Genomic DNA, 14,772 nt, shown 5'->3' on the forward strand with positions numbered 1-14,772 from the left:
ACTATCAATATTCTTCGATCACCGCCCCTGGCGTCAATAGTGGCTGACAAACGTCAGGTTCAAGGTTGCAGCTGATCGTCCAGCTTCATGTTCAGCGCCAGCTTGCTGCCCAGGCTGATCGCCTGCTCGCGCCAGAACAGATAACGCAGGGCGTTATTGACCTCGCTGAAATGCACCGCCAGCTCTTCGGCAGCTTGCATCACCCCGGCCACAGCGGCCAGTTCCAGCCAGTACACGGCGGCCTTGCTGTCGGCGTTGACCGTCAGCCCATGCAGCAGCCGATAGCCGACCTCGAAACGGCAGCGCGCATCACCGCGCTGGGCGCCGCGCAGGAACCAGCGGTAGGCCTGCTGCAGGTCGACCTGCCAGTCCTGGCTGTCGCTGTCGCAGATTTCTTCTTCGTAGAGATCACCCAGGGCGGCGGCCGCATGTTCCAGGCCACGCTCGAACGCCTGTTGGTAATACTCCGCCGCGCTGGCGTAGGCGACCTCCACACCTTTGCCGAAGTAATGCTGCTGGCCGAGGTTGAACCAGGCTGCGGCACTGCCCTGCAGGGCCGCCATGCGCAGAAGGTGCCCGGCCAGGGTCGGGTCAGCGCGCCAGTACTTGCCGTTGAGCCAGATCCAGCCCAGGTCGTTGAGCGCGCCAACGTTGCCTTCCAGGGCCTGGGCGCGCAGGTCGTCGTACACCGCCTGCAGGTCGCTGGCTTCGTCCAGGCGGCTGATCAGGGCGAAACTTTCGCCCAGCACTGCCCGCTGGCTGGGCATGCCGACCCCGGCGTACAACCGCTGCAGGCGGCCAGGCCGGCCGGGCGCAGGGATGATCCGCTCGGGCAAAAGGCGCTCAAGCAGTGGGTAGATGTTGCTTGCAGCTGACATGTTCGTCCTCATTGAACTACCCACAGATCCAACAGCGGGAGTGATGAGGCGTGATTCTGCGCACGGCCACGACAAAACCTGTCGCGAACGATTCGGTTAGGGCACTCAACTGCTTCATCCTTGATCTGGATACATAAATGGCTAATTGCCATATCACTGCGCTGGCGCCATGCTACAACCGCAAGCCTAGACAAGGACGCCACCTTTTGCCCTCCGCCACGACACGTGCCACCCTCAGCCGCCAATGGGAGTTGCTGCGCCAGTTGCCCAGCCGCTCACCGGGCATTACCAGTGCCGAGTTGGTTGGCCGCCTGCAGGACGCAGGATTCTCCATCAGCAAGCGCAGCATCGAGCGCGACCTCAACGAGCTGTCGCTGATCTTTCCGCTGGAGCGCAACGACAAGAGCATCCCGTACGGCTGGCACTGGGCGGCCAACGCCTGCATTGAATTGCGCGGTATCAGTGTCAGTGAGGCGCTGAGCCTGGCGCTGGTGGAAGAAGCGGTACGCCCGCTGTTGCCGGGGAGCATGCTCAAGGTGCTGGACCCGCGCTTCAGCCATGCCCGGCAGAAGCTCGAACACCTGTCGGGAGCGAACAAGGTGGCGCGCTGGCTGGACAAGGTCGCCAGCGTGCGCCCGGACATGAACATGCAGGCCCCGGAAGTGCCCGACAGCATCCTCGAGACCGTGCAGCACGCGCTGCTCGAGGAATACCAGCTGCACTGCCAGTACTATTCGGCGCACAACGACAAGCTCAGCGAACTGACCCTCAACCCGCTGGCGTTGATCCAGCGCGGCCAGGTCAGTTACCTGATTGCCACCGCCGCGCCCTATACCGACATTCGCCAGTTCGCCGTGCATCGCTTTCGCAAGCTGCGCATTCTCGACAGCCCCACCGAAGGCCTGCGCGCCTTCGACCTGCAAGCGTACCTGCGCAGCGACGCCCTGCAGTTCGGCGATACCGACAAGATCGAACTGCAGGCCTGGATCAGCGACAACCTCGCGCGCCTGGTGCGCGAGACGCCGCTGTCGGCCGACATGCACCTGACCCCGCTGGACGCCGGACACCGCCTCAAAGCCACCGTCAGCAACAGCTGGCAGCTGCGCTGGTGGCTACTGAGCCAGGGTGACGGGTTGATCGTCGAACAGCCCCTGAGCTTGCGCCAGCAGATTGCCGAAACCCTCAACAATGCCGCGGCGCAATACCAAACCGCCTGAACCTGTCAGCGCTGCATGCCCCAGCGGCGCACGGTGATGCGCTCCAGGGTGTTGAACACCAGGCTCTCGACCAGCAGGCCGATGAGGATCACCACCGCAAGGCCCGCGAATACCTTGTCGGTGTACAGCTCGTTGCGATTCTGGAAAATGTACCAGCCCAGCCCGCCCTTGCCGCTGGTGGCGCCGAACACCAGCTCGGCGGCAATCAGCGTGCGCCAGGCAAAGGCCCAGCCGATCTTCAGCCCCGAGAGGATCGACGGCAGCGCCGCCGGAATCAGGATATGCACCACCAGGCGCAAGCCGCGCAGGCCATAGTTGCGCCCGGCCATGCGCAGGGTTTCACTGACGCCAAGAAAGCCGGCGTAGGTATTCAGCGCCAGGGCCCAGAGCACCGAGTGCACCAGCACAAAGATCAGGCTGTTGTCGCCCAGGCCGAACCACAGCAGCGCCAAGGGCAGCAAGGCAATCGCCGGCAAGGGGTTGAACATCGAGGTCAGGGTGCTGAGCAGGTCACGGCCGAACTGGGTCGACACCGCCAGGCTGGTCAGGCCAAAAGCCAGAACGATGCCCAGCAGGTAACCCTTGAGCAGCACCACCAGCGACACCCCAACCTTGGCCAGCAACTCGCCGCTGAGCAGGCCGTCGTACAGGGCCGCGGCGGTTTGTAAAAAGCTCGGCAGCAGCAGGTCGTTGCCCTGATAGCGGGCGATGGCTTCCCAGGCCAGAGCCAGGAGGATCAGGATCAGGCCCTTGCGCAGCCAGCCCTGTTGCCAGAGGCGTTGGCCGAGCGGCAATTGGCGCTCAAGCGGAACGCTGAGCAGCGGTTCGAGAACGACTTCGTATTCCTGACGCGGCGTAACAGTCGTGGTCATGGCAAAACTCCCGGTCAGTAGGCAATGCGAATGTCGGCGAAACCCAGCGCCGGGTCGTGCTCGACCTGGGCATCATCGTCGAACAGCAAGCGGTGGATACGCCGCGCCGAGGCCTGGAAATCACTGGCGCCAAGGCTTTGCAGGTCGTACTGGTGGCTGTGGATTTCAGCGCGTACACGGCCCGGATGCGGCGACAGCAAGAGGATGCGGTTGCCGACCACCAGCGCCTCTTCGATCGAATGGGTAACGAACAACAGGGTGAAGCGCACCTCTTCCCAGAGCAGCAGCAACTCTTCCTGCATCTTGCGCCGGGTCAAGGCGTCGAGGGCGGCGAAGGGTTCGTCCATCAGCAGGATCTTCGGCTGCATGGCCAACGCCCGGGCAATCGCCACGCGGGCTTTCATGCCGCCTGACAGGGTGTGCGGATAGGCATCGGCAAAGCCGCCCAGGCCGACCTTTTCCAGGTAGTGCAAGGCGCGCTGCTCAGCCTCTTTGCGCTTGAGCGTGCCCGAGGCGAGCAACGGGAACATCACGTTGTGCTTGACGGTTTTCCACGGCGGCAGCTGGTCGAATTCCTGGAACACCACGATGCGATCCGGGCCCGGGCCATGCACGGCCTGGCCCTGCAGGCGGATCTGCCCTTCCCTGGGCTCGATGAAGCCGGCCACCGCCTTGAGCAGGGTCGACTTGCCGCAGCCCGAAGGCCCGAGCAGGACAAAGCGGTCGGCTTTGTCCACTTCGAAACTGACCTGATGGGTAGCCCGCACCACGCGCTGCGCGGTGCGGTATTCGAGGCTTAGGTTATCCACCTGCAGCAGCGGCGGCGTGGCGACGCTGCTCAGCTTGCTGACCGTGTGGCCTGGCAATGGGGTGTTCATCCGGTCAGCTCCCTTGCAGCGGTTTCTCGTCCTGGAAGAAGTAGTCTTTCCAGGATTCGGGTTTGTGCTTGATCGCGCCCACGCGGTAGAGGAACTCGGCCAGCGGGTAGGTGTTTTTTGGCGTCACGCTGAATTCGTACTGCGGGTTGTCGATGATCTTCAGCAACGCCTCGCGGTCGATCTTGGCCTTGGTCACGCGAATGTAGGTGTCGGCTGCGGCGGCCTTGTCGTTTTGGGCAAACTCGGCGGCTTCAGCCAGGGCATCGACGAAGGCTTTGTAGGTCTTGGGGTTGTCGTTGCGGAATTTTTCGGTGGCGAACAGCACGGTCGGCGAGTTCGGGCCGAGCAGGTCGTAGGTGTTGAGCACCACATGCACGTCCTTGTTGGCCAGCACCTGGTCCTGGAACGGCGGGTTGGAGAAGTGCGCGTTGAGCTCGGTACCACCGGCCAGCAAGGCCGCGGTGGCATCCGGATGAGGGACAGCCAGGGTGTATTTGTCGAGGCGGTTGTATTCCTTGTCGCCCCACTGCTTGGCGGCGGCGTACTGCAAAAAGCGCGACTGCACCGAGACACCCACCGCCGGCAGGGCGATGCGGTCTTTCTCGCTGAAATCGGCGATGGTCTTGACCTTCGGGTTGCTGCTCACCAGGTAATAAGGGAAGTTGCCCAGCGAGGCCACGGCCTTGACGTTCTGCCGGCCCTGGGTGCGGTCCCAGATGGTCAGCAGCGGGCCGACGCCGGCTCCGGCGATGTCCACCGAGCCTGAGAGCAAGGCGTCGTTGATCGCAGCGCCACCGGATAGCTGGGTCCAGTCGACCTTGATGTCGACGCCCTGCGCCTTGCCGTGTTTTTCGATCAGGTTTTGATCGCGCACCACGTTGAGCAGCAGGTAAACGATGCCGAACTGCTCGGCAATGCGGATTTCACCTTCGGCCTGGGCCGTTGCCGGCGCCACCAGGCTGCCGGCGAGCAGGCTGGCACCCAGGCCGATACTGGCCGCCAGGCGGCTGATTGATTTGCGCATGCTGTACTCCTCGAATTATCAGAACGGGGCATCGCCCTGGATGGTGGTGCGGTACAGCTTGCGGCGCAGGTGCGCAGGGCAGCCGCTGGCCAGGTGGATCAACGAGCGGTTGTCCCAGAACACCAGGTCATGGGGCAGCCATTGGTGGCGGTAGATGTTCTGCTCGAGCACGCTGTGGGCGTAGAGCTCGGCCAGAATCTGCCGGCTTTCGTCCTCGGGCAGGCCAACGATGCGGGTGGTGAAGCCTTCGCTGACAAATAGCGCCTTGCGGCCGTTTTCCGGGTGGGTGCGCACCACTGGGTGAATCACTTCCTGCACCTGCGCCAGTTGCTCGGCGGTCAGGGTCGGACGCCAGTTGCCTTCGAACTTGGTCTCGCTGTAGCGAGCGGTATAGGAATGCGCGGCGCTGCGGCCTTCAACAGCTTTGCGCAGGGCCTCGGGCAGGCCGTCCCAGGCTTTGTGCATGTCGGCGAACAGGGTGTCGCCGCCTTCGCTGGGCAGCTCCTGGGCATGCAACATCGAGCCCAGGCTCGGCAGCTCCTTGTACGACAGGTCCGAGTGCCAGAACTTGCCGGCATCGCCCAGGCCGATGTTCTGCCCGTTCTCGACGATGTTGGAGACGATGAGGATTTGCGGGTGGCCGCTGAGCAGGAACTGCTTGAGCACGTGGATCTGCAGCTCACCAAAACGGCGACTGAAGGCGATCTGTTGTTCGGGGCTGATGCGCTGGTCGCGAAACACCAGCACGTGGTGGTCGAGATGAGCGCGGTGGATCCGGGTGAAATCTTCGCCGCTGACGGGCTTGCTCAGGTCCAGGCCGATGATCTCGGCGCCGACGGCACCGCTGAACGGCAGGATTTCGAAGGTTTGCTGCTGTGCGCTGTCGATGGACGACAAGGCGTTAAAGGCCGCTGACATGATTCACTCCCACGCAGAGCGCGCCCAAGGGTGCGCGCATCGATCAGAAACTCACGGTGTTCCGTGTTGGTTCGGTCGTGCGGCGCGCCGATTGGTCGGCAGGTACGCAGGGGAGTGACTATAAAGTCATAAGAGGAAGAATTTAAATATCTTTAGTGCATAAGCATATGGTGAGGTTGCGGGCCTCTTCGCGGGGCAAGCCCGCTCCTACACAACCCTGTAGGAGCGGGCTTGCCCCGCGATGCTGTCAACGCTCGCGCAGCGCTTCGGCCCGGGCGCGGATGATTGGCTTGAGCAGGTAGCTCAGCACGCTCTTCTTGCCGGTGATGATGTCCACCGAAGCGACCATCCCCGGGATGATCAGCAGCGGCTTCTCGTCGGTACCCAAGTGGCTGCGCTCGGTGCGCAGCTTGATCACGTAGAAGGTGTTCTTGTCTTCGTCGGTGATGGTGTCGGCGCCGATCTGTTCGAGCTTGGCCTTGAGGCCGCCATAGATGGTGAAGTCATAGGCGGTGAACTTGACCATCGCCTCCTGCCCCGGGTGCAGGAAGGCGATGTCTTGCGGGCGGATGCGCGCTTCGACCAGCAAGGTGTCGTCCAGCGGGACGATTTCGACCAGGTCGCTGCCCGGCTGGATGACACCGCCAACAGTGTTGACCAGCAGCTGCTTGACGATACCGCGCACCGGCGAGGTCACCAGGGTACGGTTGACCCGGTCGTCCAGGGCCTTGCCGGTGGCCTGGGCCTTGCTCAGGTCGGTGCGCGCCTCGTTGAGTTGGGTCAGGGCTTCGCTGCGGAACTTGCCGCGGGTTTCGTCGATCTTGCGTTCGACTTCCTTGATCGCCGATTCAGCCCGCGGGATCGCCAGCGAGGTGGCATCCAGCTGGCCGCGGTTCTCGACTTCGGCGCGCTTGAGGCGCAGCACTTCAACCTGGGAGATTGCGCCCTGGGCCACCAGCGGCTCGGACATGCTGATCTCCTGGCGCAGCAGCTGCAGGCTGTTGCGGTACTGGCCCTGCTTGGAGCTGAACTCGCGCAGCTCTTGCTGGCGCTGCACCAGTTGCTCCTGCAGGCCGCCAATTTCGTCCTGCAATTGCTGGCGACGGCTCTGGTACAGGGATTCTTCGTTGGCGGCCTGGCTTGGCGCAGCCTTGCGGATTTCTTCGTCGATCTTCAGCGGCCGGTCTTCAACTTCTGCGCTCAGGCGCTCGACGCGCAGGGCCATGGCCAGGCGATCCGCCTCGGTCTCGCCGACGTTGGAAACGAAGCGGGTGTCGTCCAGGCGCAGCAACGGGTCGCCGACTTCGACGATCTCGCCTTCTTTGGCGTAGATCTGCGCGACGATGCCGCCTTCCAGGTTCTGGATCTTCTGCAGCTTCGACGACGGGATCGCCTTGCCTTCGCCACGGGTGACTTCGTCGATAATGGCGAAGTTGGCCCAGAGCCCGAGGAACAGGAAGAAACCGATTACCCCCCAGATGGTCAGGCGCACGATGCGCGGCGCATCTTCGATAAGCGCCTTGTTGACCTCTGGCAGCGGCTGGCCGCTGAGCGATTCGGAACCTTTGAAATACCTGCGCAGGCTGTCCTTGATCTGGCCCATATCCATCTTAAGCAACACTGATCTGCCCCTTCTTCAGCGCATCCATGACGGCGGCTTTCGGGCCATCCGCGACTATCTGCCCGCGATCGACAACGATCAGGCGGTCGACCAGAGACAACAGCGAAGCCCGGTGAGTCACCAGGACCACGGTCTTGTTCTCGATGACGGCTTGCAGGCGTTGCTTGAGGCGTTCTTCACCGGTGTTGTCCATGGCGCTGGTGGGTTCGTCGAGCAGCAATATCTGCGGGTTGAGCAACAAGGCGCGGCCGAGGGCGACGTTCTGCCGCTGGCCGCCGGAAAGGTTCTGACCACGTTCGCCGACCTGCAACTCGTAACCTTGCGGGTGCAGCCGGGCGAATTCGTGAACCCCGGACAGCTCGGCCGCCTGCAGGACCATTTCGTCCTCGACATAGCGCGCGCCGCTGACCAGGTTGTCGCGCAGGGTGCCAGCCAGCAGCTGGATGTCCTGGGGCACATAGCCGATGTTGTGGCGCAGCTCGCTGACGTCGATCTGGCGGATGTCGACGCCATCGACCAGCAACGAGCCGGCATCGGCTTCATAAAGGCCGACGATGAGTTTGGCCAGCGAGCTCTTGCCCGAGCCGCTGCGACCGATGATGCCGATTTTCTCGCCGGGGCGGATCGACACATTGACGCCCTTGAGCGCCAGGTTCTGCTGGTTGGGGTAAGTGAAATCGACGCCGCGAAACTCGATGGCGCCCTGCAGTACCTGGCGGCTCAGCGGGCGCTCTTCGAAGTTGCGCTCTTGCGGCAGCTCCATCATCTGGTCGGTGGAGACCATGGTCACCTTGGCTTGCTGGTAACGGGTCAACAAACCGGAAAGCTGGCCCAGCGGGCCGAGGGCGCGGCCACTGAGCATGTAGCAGGCGATTAGGCCGCCCATGCTCAGATTGCCGGCCATGATCTGGTAGACGCCGGCGCAGATCAGCGCCACGCCCGCCAGTTGCTGGATCAGCAGGGTGATGTTCATCGCCAGGCCCGAGAGCACCTTGACCCGCAGCTCGAGGCGGCTGAGGGTGCCGATGGTCTGCTCCCACATGTACTGGCGTTCGCTTTCGGCGTTGTTGACCTTGACCGCATCAAGCCCGGCGAGGGTTTCAATCAGGCTCGACTGGCGCTCGGAGGCCAGGGCCATGGTCCGCTCCAGGGTCGCCACCAGCGGCTTTTGCAGGGCGTAGCCGATGCCCAGGGCCAGCGGGAAGGCGATGATCGGAATCCACACCAGGTGCCCGCCGATGATGGCGATCACCAGCAGGATCAGCAGGGTGAACGGCAGGTCGATGAGGCTGGTCAGGGTCAGCGAGGCAAGAAAATCGCGCAGGCCCTGAAATTCATGGATGTTCTGGGCAAAGCTGCCGACCCGTGCCGGCCGGTACTTCATGGCCATGCCGACGATGCGTTCGAACAGCGTCGCCGAGATGATCAGGTCGGTCTTCTTCCCGGCCAGGTCCAGGCACAAGCTGCGCAGGCCCTTGAGGATCAGGTCGAAGATGTAGGCGCCGGAGATCCCCAGGGCCAGGACCCACAGGGTCGAGGTGGCCTGGTTGGGCACCACGCGGTCGTAGACGTTCATCACGAACAGCGGCGCGGCCAGGGCGATCAGGTTGATCACCAGGCTTGCGGCGATGGCGTCGATGTACAGCCAGCGGCTGCGCTTGAGGGTGTCGCGAAACCATGAGCGCGCCCGCGGGATCAGGTTGCCGTGGTTGACGTCGAACTTGTGCTGCGGCTGGGCGAAGAACACCCGGCCACTGTAGTCGCTCAGCAGGGCTTCGCGGCTGACGTGGACCTCGCCGCCGTCGCTCTCGCTGAGCAACAGGCGCGCGGTGTCCTCATTCTCCCAACCGAGCAACACCGTGCTGCGACCATCCTTGAGCAGGAGCATCGCCGGCATGGCGATGTTCGGGATCTGCTCCAGCTTGCGTTGCAGCAAGCGCCCCTGCAGGCCGGCACGGGCTGCCGCGCGAGGCAGCAGCTCCGGGCTCAGACGCTGGGCCGGCAACGGCAGGCCGGTGGTGAGCATGGCCCGGCTGGCGGGCTTCTGGTGCAGCACGCAGAGAGACAGCAGGCTGTCCAGCAACGGATCATCGTGCTGACTGCGTGGATCATGGCTGAGCTGGACTCGACTGACTTCTGATTCCACGCGGGCTCTCTTAACGGTTGCGGTTGGCTATAACAGTGGACCTCAGTTCATGCCTGGAAGGTTCACTTTCGGTTTGAGGTCGTTCTGCACCACGGAGGCCATCGGTGCGACAACACCCTGGCTCTTGAGCAGTTGACCAATGGTCGCTTTGATTCGGTACTGAGTAAACACTTGGCTGTTCTTCACTTCAGCCAGACGGCGCTGGGCAGTAAAGAGTTCGTTCTCGCTGTCGAGCAAGTCTAGCAAGGTACGTTCGCCCAGGCTGAACTGCTTCTGGTAGGCGCTGCGCACACTGTTGCTGTGATCGACGTATTGCTGGGCGATCGGCAACTGCGCATTGGCGTTGTCCATAGCGTTCCATGCCAGGCCAAGCTCCTCATTGAGCTGGCGCAAGGCATTGTTGCGAATGTCCAGCGCCTGGTTGGTCAGGTACGACTTGGATTCCAGGTCGGCCTTGTTGCTGCCGCCGGCATACAAGTTGAAACTCATACGCAGCATAGCCTGCCATTCATTGTTGTGGCCGTTCATGCCATCAAGATCGTTATCGGCCGTCCGTCCGAGTTCTGCATCAAAACGCGGATAGAAAGTAGACTTTGCCGCCTCGTATTGCTTCTCCGCTGCGGCGATATCGGACTCTGCCGAACGCAGGATCGGGCTGCTCTCAACCATTTGCTGGCGGGCTTCATCGAGGTTGGCCGGCAACAGGTCGACAAACGGCGCAGGGCTGCTTAACTCGTCCGGCAACTGACCGACCACGCTCAGGTAGTTGGTCTTGGCATCGGCCAGGTTGGTCTGCTCGGTGATCAGATTGTTACGGGCCTGGGCCAGACGCGCTTCGGCCTGGTCAAGGTCAGCCAGGCGACCGACACCACGGGCGGTGCGCAGCTTGATCTGGTCATAGATACGTTCGTGGCTGCGCAGGTTGTCTTCTGCCAGGCGAACCATCTCGCGACGGGTCAGGACATCCAGGTAGACCTGGGCAACGGTCAGCGCGGTGCGCTCGGAGGCGCCCAGCAGCGAGTAGGCGCGGGAGTTGACGGTGGCTTGCTGGCGGCCGACTTCGCTCGAGGTGGCAAAGCCGTCGAAGACCATCTGCCGCAGGCGCACGCTCGACTCTCCACGGTTGAGGGTTTCCCAGCGGTTGCCGGTGCTCGGGCTGTCGGTGCCTTCACGGCCATAACCGGCGAGCACGTCGACGCGTGGCAGGTAACCGCCCTTGGCGGCGCGCAGTTGGTAATCGGCAGCGATTCGGCTGTTAACCCCGGCCTGGATTTCCGGGTGTACCTCGAGGGCTTTCTGCATGGCCTCTGGCAGGCTCTGTGCTTGAACGAAACTGGTGGCGAGAACGAAAGGAAGAGCAGTGAACAGTGACGCGCGCATTTAACTTTTTTCCCAGGGACGTCTTGTCCCAAATCACAGCAGAAATCGTTGCTGCATTAGAAAATGGCAACCGGAATGACCTTATGTCGGAAACTTCCGAAGGGGTACTTGGTTCGTACGGAGGAAGAGTGGCAGCCGCTCAAATATCAATGTGACATTACGGTGCTGATTGTTTAGGATGGCAGCACGAAGGTCAATACTTTGGCATAAACTTAATAGCCAACAGTTATCGACAATATATTGACGTCAAAAGCGCCAAACTTACTATTGAAACATTCCATCAGAAAGCGGCAATTCAGCGCCGGCTGGCATGGAAGCCAAATTGAACGGGTAGCCCGGAGAGTCCAATGAGCAGTGTTGTTGCCATCGTCAAAAGCATTGTTGGCCAAGTAATCGCCGTATCCCCAGAAGGGATTCAACGTGTACTCATCGAAGGTGACCGCCTGTTCGCTGGCGAGCAGGTGCTCACCGGCCTGGCCGGCGCCGTCACTCTGGAGCTGGCCGACGGCCGCACCCTGGACCTGGGCCGTGATACCCAGTGGAGTGCCGAAACCCCGGACAGCAGCACTGACCTGGCGGCGGCCACCGCCCAGGCGGCGCCTTCGGTCGAAGAGCTGCAGCAAGCCATCGCCGCCGGTGCTGACCCGACCACCGAACTCGAAGCCACCGCAGCAGGCCCGTCGGCTGCCGGTAGTGGCGGCGCGGCCGGTGGTGGCCACAGCTTCGTCATGCTCGACGCCACGGCCGGCTCGGTCGACCCGACCATTGGCTTCCCGACCGGCCCGATCGGCTTCGCCACCGGCGCTGCGACCCAGGAACTGGGCGGTCTGGACAATGCCAACAACCCGAACACCACCACGCCTACGCGCGAATCCGGCCTGAGCCTGAGTGCCACGCCGTCGATCACCGAGGCCGGTGGCGTAATCATCTACACCGCCACCCTGGGCCAGCCACCGCTGACCGATCTGACCGTGACCCTGTCCAATGGCCAGGTCATCGTCATCAGCGCCGGGCAGACCACCGGCAGCGTCAGCGTGACCATCCCGCCGAACGACACCGTGTACCTGGACGGCAGCGAAATCTCCGCGACCATCACCGGCACCACCGGCGGCGCAGGCCTGATCATCACCCCGGACACCACCCCGGCGGTGACCCAGATCACCGACACCATCGACACCACCACGGTCAGCCTGACGGCCAACCCGAGTGTCACTGAAGGCGGCGTGATCACCTACACCGCCACCCTGACCAACCCGGCGCAGACGCCGGTGACCGTCACCCTGTCCAACGGCAGCACCATCACCATCGGCGCCGGCCAGACTACCGGCACCGTCGACGTGCAGACGCCGCCGAACGACGTCTACAACAACGGCAGCAGCGTCAGCACCACCATCACTGGCGCCACCGGTGGCAACTTCGAGAACCTGGTACCGAACCCGAACCCGGCGGTCACCACCATCACCGACTCGATCGATGACACCGGCCTGAGCCTGAACGCTACCGGCAGCGTCGCCGAAGGCGGCTCGATCATCTACACCGCGACCCTGACCAACCCGGCCGGCACCCCGGTGACCGTGACCCTGAGCAACGGCGCGGTAATCACCATCGCCGCCGGCCAGACCGAAGGCAGCGTCACCGTGCCGGCGCCAAGCGATGACGTGTATGTCGATGCCGGCAACGTCAGCGTCAGCATCGACAAGGTCGATGGCGGCAACTTCGAAAACCTGGTAGTCAACAACCAGCCGGCGGTAACCGAAGTTACCGACACCATCGATACTTCGACTGTCACCCTGACCGCGAACAGCAGTGTTGCTGAAGGCGGCGTGGTGACCTACACCGCTTCGGTGACTGCGCCGGTTACCGGCTCTGCGCTGGTTATTACTTTGGCCAATGGTCAGCAGATCACTATTCCAGTTGGTCAAAGCACCGGTTCGGTCGAGTTTGTTGCACCGAACAACGTGCACACCACCAATCCGGACCTGACCAACAGCATCACTGGCACCACCGGCGGTAACTACGAGAAGCTGGACTCTGCGGGTAATCCGGTTACTACCGTTACTGATGGTCCAGGTACTGACGACACTACCGGTCTTAAACTGACCGCTACTGGCTCGGTTGCTGAAGGCGGTTCGATTGTTTATACCGCGACCCTGACCAATCCAGCCGGCACCGAAATGAAGGTGACCCTGAGCAACGGTGAAGTGATCACTATTGCTGCAGGTCAGACTGAAGGCAGCATTACCGTTGCCGCGCCTGGCGATGACGTATACATCGATGCTGGCGAAGTCAGCGTGACTGTCACTGGCACTACCGGCGGCGACTTCGAAAAAGTTGCTGTAGATGGCACTCCGGCTATTACGCAAGTTACTGACACCATTGATACTTCGACTGTTACTTTGACAGCGAACAGCAGTGTTGCTGAAGGCGGCGTGGTTACTTACACCGCTTCGGTGACTGCGCCAGTGACTGGCTCAGCGCTGGTTATTACTTTGGCCAATGGTCAGCAGATCACTATTCCAGTTGGTCAAAGTACTGGCTCGGTTGAGTTTGTTGCACCAAACAACGTGCACACCACTAACCCGGACCTGACCAACAGCATCACCAGCACCACCGGTGGTAATTACGAGAAGCTGGATACCGCAGGTAATCCGGTAACTACTGTTACTGATGGCCCGGGTACCGATGACACTACCGACCTGAAACTGACCGCTACCGGCTCGGTTTCTGAAGGTGGCTCGATTGTTTATACCGCCACCCTGACCAACCCGGCTGGCACCGAGATGAAGGTGACCCTGAGCAATGGTGAAGTCATCACCATCGCTGCGGGTCAGACTGAAGGCAGCATTACCCTGCCTGCGCCGTCGGATGACGTGTACATCGATGCTGGCGAAGTCAGCGTGACCATTTCCGGTACCACTGGCGGCGATTTCGAGAAAGTCGAAGTCGACCCGACTGCTGCCGTAACCGAAGTTACTGACACCATCGACACTTCGACCGTCACTCTGACCGCTACCCCAAGCGTCACTGAAGGCGGCGTCGTCACCTACACCGCTTCGGTTACTGCGCCGGTTACCGGCTCCGCGCTGGTGATCAACCTGGCCAACGGTCAGCAGATCACCATCCCGGTCGGCCAAAGCTCGGGCACCGTGGACTTTGTTGCACCGAACAACGTCCACACCACCAATCCAGATCTGACCAACAGCATCACCAGCACCACCGGTGGTAACTACGAGAAGCTCGACACTGCTGGCAACCCGGTCACCACCGTTACCGACGGTCCAGGCACTGACGACACCACCGGTCTCAAGCTGACTGCCACCGGCTCCGTCGCCGAAGGCGGCGACATCATCTACACCGCCACGCTGACCAACCCAGCGGGCACCGAGATGAAGGTGACCCTGAGCAATGGTGAAGTCATCACCATCGCTGCGGGTCAAACCGAAGGCAGCATCACTGTTCCGGCGCCAGAAGACGACGTGTACGTCGATGCCGGCGAAGTCAGCGTGACCATCACTGGCACCACCGGTGGTGACTTCGAGAAAGTCGAAGTCGACCCGGCTGCCGCTGTGACTGAAGTCACCGATACCATCGACACCAGCACCGTCACCCTGACCGCTACTCCAAGCGTCACTGAAGGCGGCGTGGTGACCTACACCGCTTCGGTTACAGCTCCGGTTACCGGCTCCGCGCTGGTCATCAACCTGGCCAACGGTCAGCAGATCACCATCCCAGTCGGCCAAAGCTCGGGCACTGTGGACTTCGTTGCACCAAACAACGTGCACACCACTAACCCGGACCTGACCAACAGCATCACCGGTACTTCGGGCGGTAACTACGA

The 14,772-nt window shown here is 62.1% G+C and carries 10 protein-coding genes; 2 read left to right on the forward strand and 8 right to left on the reverse strand.

The features are described 5' to 3' along the window. Window positions 1-59 precede the first annotated feature (59 nt). Window positions 60-878: a tetratricopeptide repeat protein gene (locus ABIE20_RS26055; protein ID WP_429508325.1), complete on the reverse strand. Its 819-nt coding sequence runs from the start codon at window positions 876-878 to the stop codon at window positions 60-62. 206 nt (window positions 879-1,084) lie between these two features. Here ABIE20_RS26055 and ABIE20_RS26060 point away from each other — a divergent pair, with 206 nt between their 5' ends. After that, window positions 1,085-2,095 (forward strand): helix-turn-helix transcriptional regulator, encoded by a 1,011-nt coding sequence (locus ABIE20_RS26060; protein ID WP_429508326.1) that lies wholly within the window; start codon window positions 1,085-1,087, stop codon window positions 2,093-2,095. A 5-nt stretch (window positions 2,096-2,100) separates the two neighbouring features. Here the strand turns inward: ABIE20_RS26060 and ABIE20_RS26065 are convergent, their stop codons facing one another. The 7 genes from ABIE20_RS26065 to ABIE20_RS26095 all read right to left on the reverse strand — a co-directional run bounded on the left by ABIE20_RS26065 (window position 2,101) and on the right by ABIE20_RS26095 (window position 10,934). Beyond that, window positions 2,101-2,967 (reverse strand): ABC transporter permease, encoded by an 867-nt coding sequence (locus ABIE20_RS26065; RefSeq protein ID WP_429508328.1) that lies wholly within the window; start codon window positions 2,965-2,967, stop codon window positions 2,101-2,103. Window positions 2,968-2,981: 14 nt separating this feature from the next. Then, window positions 2,982-3,845, reverse strand: a complete 864-nt coding sequence (locus ABIE20_RS26070) for an ABC transporter ATP-binding protein (protein ID WP_429508329.1) — start codon at window positions 3,843-3,845, stop codon at window positions 2,982-2,984. Between the two features lie 4 nt (window positions 3,846-3,849). Beyond that, window positions 3,850-4,869 (reverse strand): ABC transporter substrate-binding protein, encoded by a 1,020-nt coding sequence (locus ABIE20_RS26075; protein ID WP_429508331.1) that lies wholly within the window; start codon window positions 4,867-4,869, stop codon window positions 3,850-3,852. Between the two features lie 18 nt (window positions 4,870-4,887). Then, window positions 4,888-5,787: a TauD/TfdA dioxygenase family protein gene (locus tag ABIE20_RS26080; RefSeq protein ID WP_429508333.1), complete on the reverse strand. Its 900-nt coding sequence runs from the start codon at window positions 5,785-5,787 to the stop codon at window positions 4,888-4,890. A 247-nt stretch (window positions 5,788-6,034) separates the two neighbouring features. Continuing rightward, a complete protein-coding gene (locus tag ABIE20_RS26085; protein ID WP_176794307.1) occupies window positions 6,035-7,396 on the reverse strand; it encodes an HlyD family type I secretion periplasmic adaptor subunit in 1,362 nt (453 codons plus the stop codon). A gap of 1 nt (window position 7,397) precedes the next feature. Then, window positions 7,398-9,554, reverse strand: coding sequence for a type I secretion system permease/ATPase (locus tag ABIE20_RS26090; protein WP_429508335.1), 2,157 nt, complete (start codon window positions 9,552-9,554; stop codon window positions 7,398-7,400). Between the two features lie 42 nt (window positions 9,555-9,596). Then, complete coding sequence (locus ABIE20_RS26095) at window positions 9,597-10,934, reverse strand: TolC family outer membrane protein (RefSeq protein ID WP_258716122.1); 1,338 nt, start codon at window positions 10,932-10,934, stop codon at window positions 9,597-9,599. Window positions 10,935-11,281: 347 nt separating this feature from the next. Between ABIE20_RS26095 and ABIE20_RS26100 the strand changes: the two genes are divergently transcribed. Further along, the coding region (locus ABIE20_RS26100) for a retention module-containing protein (protein ID WP_429508337.1) at window positions 11,282-14,772 on the forward strand (3,491 nt) is incomplete at its 3' end.

Origin of the sequence: Pseudomonas sp. 2835 (genome assembly GCF_050435905.1) — a bacterium.
In the GTDB taxonomy this organism is placed as follows: Bacteria; Pseudomonadota; Gammaproteobacteria; order Pseudomonadales; family Pseudomonadaceae; genus Aquipseudomonas.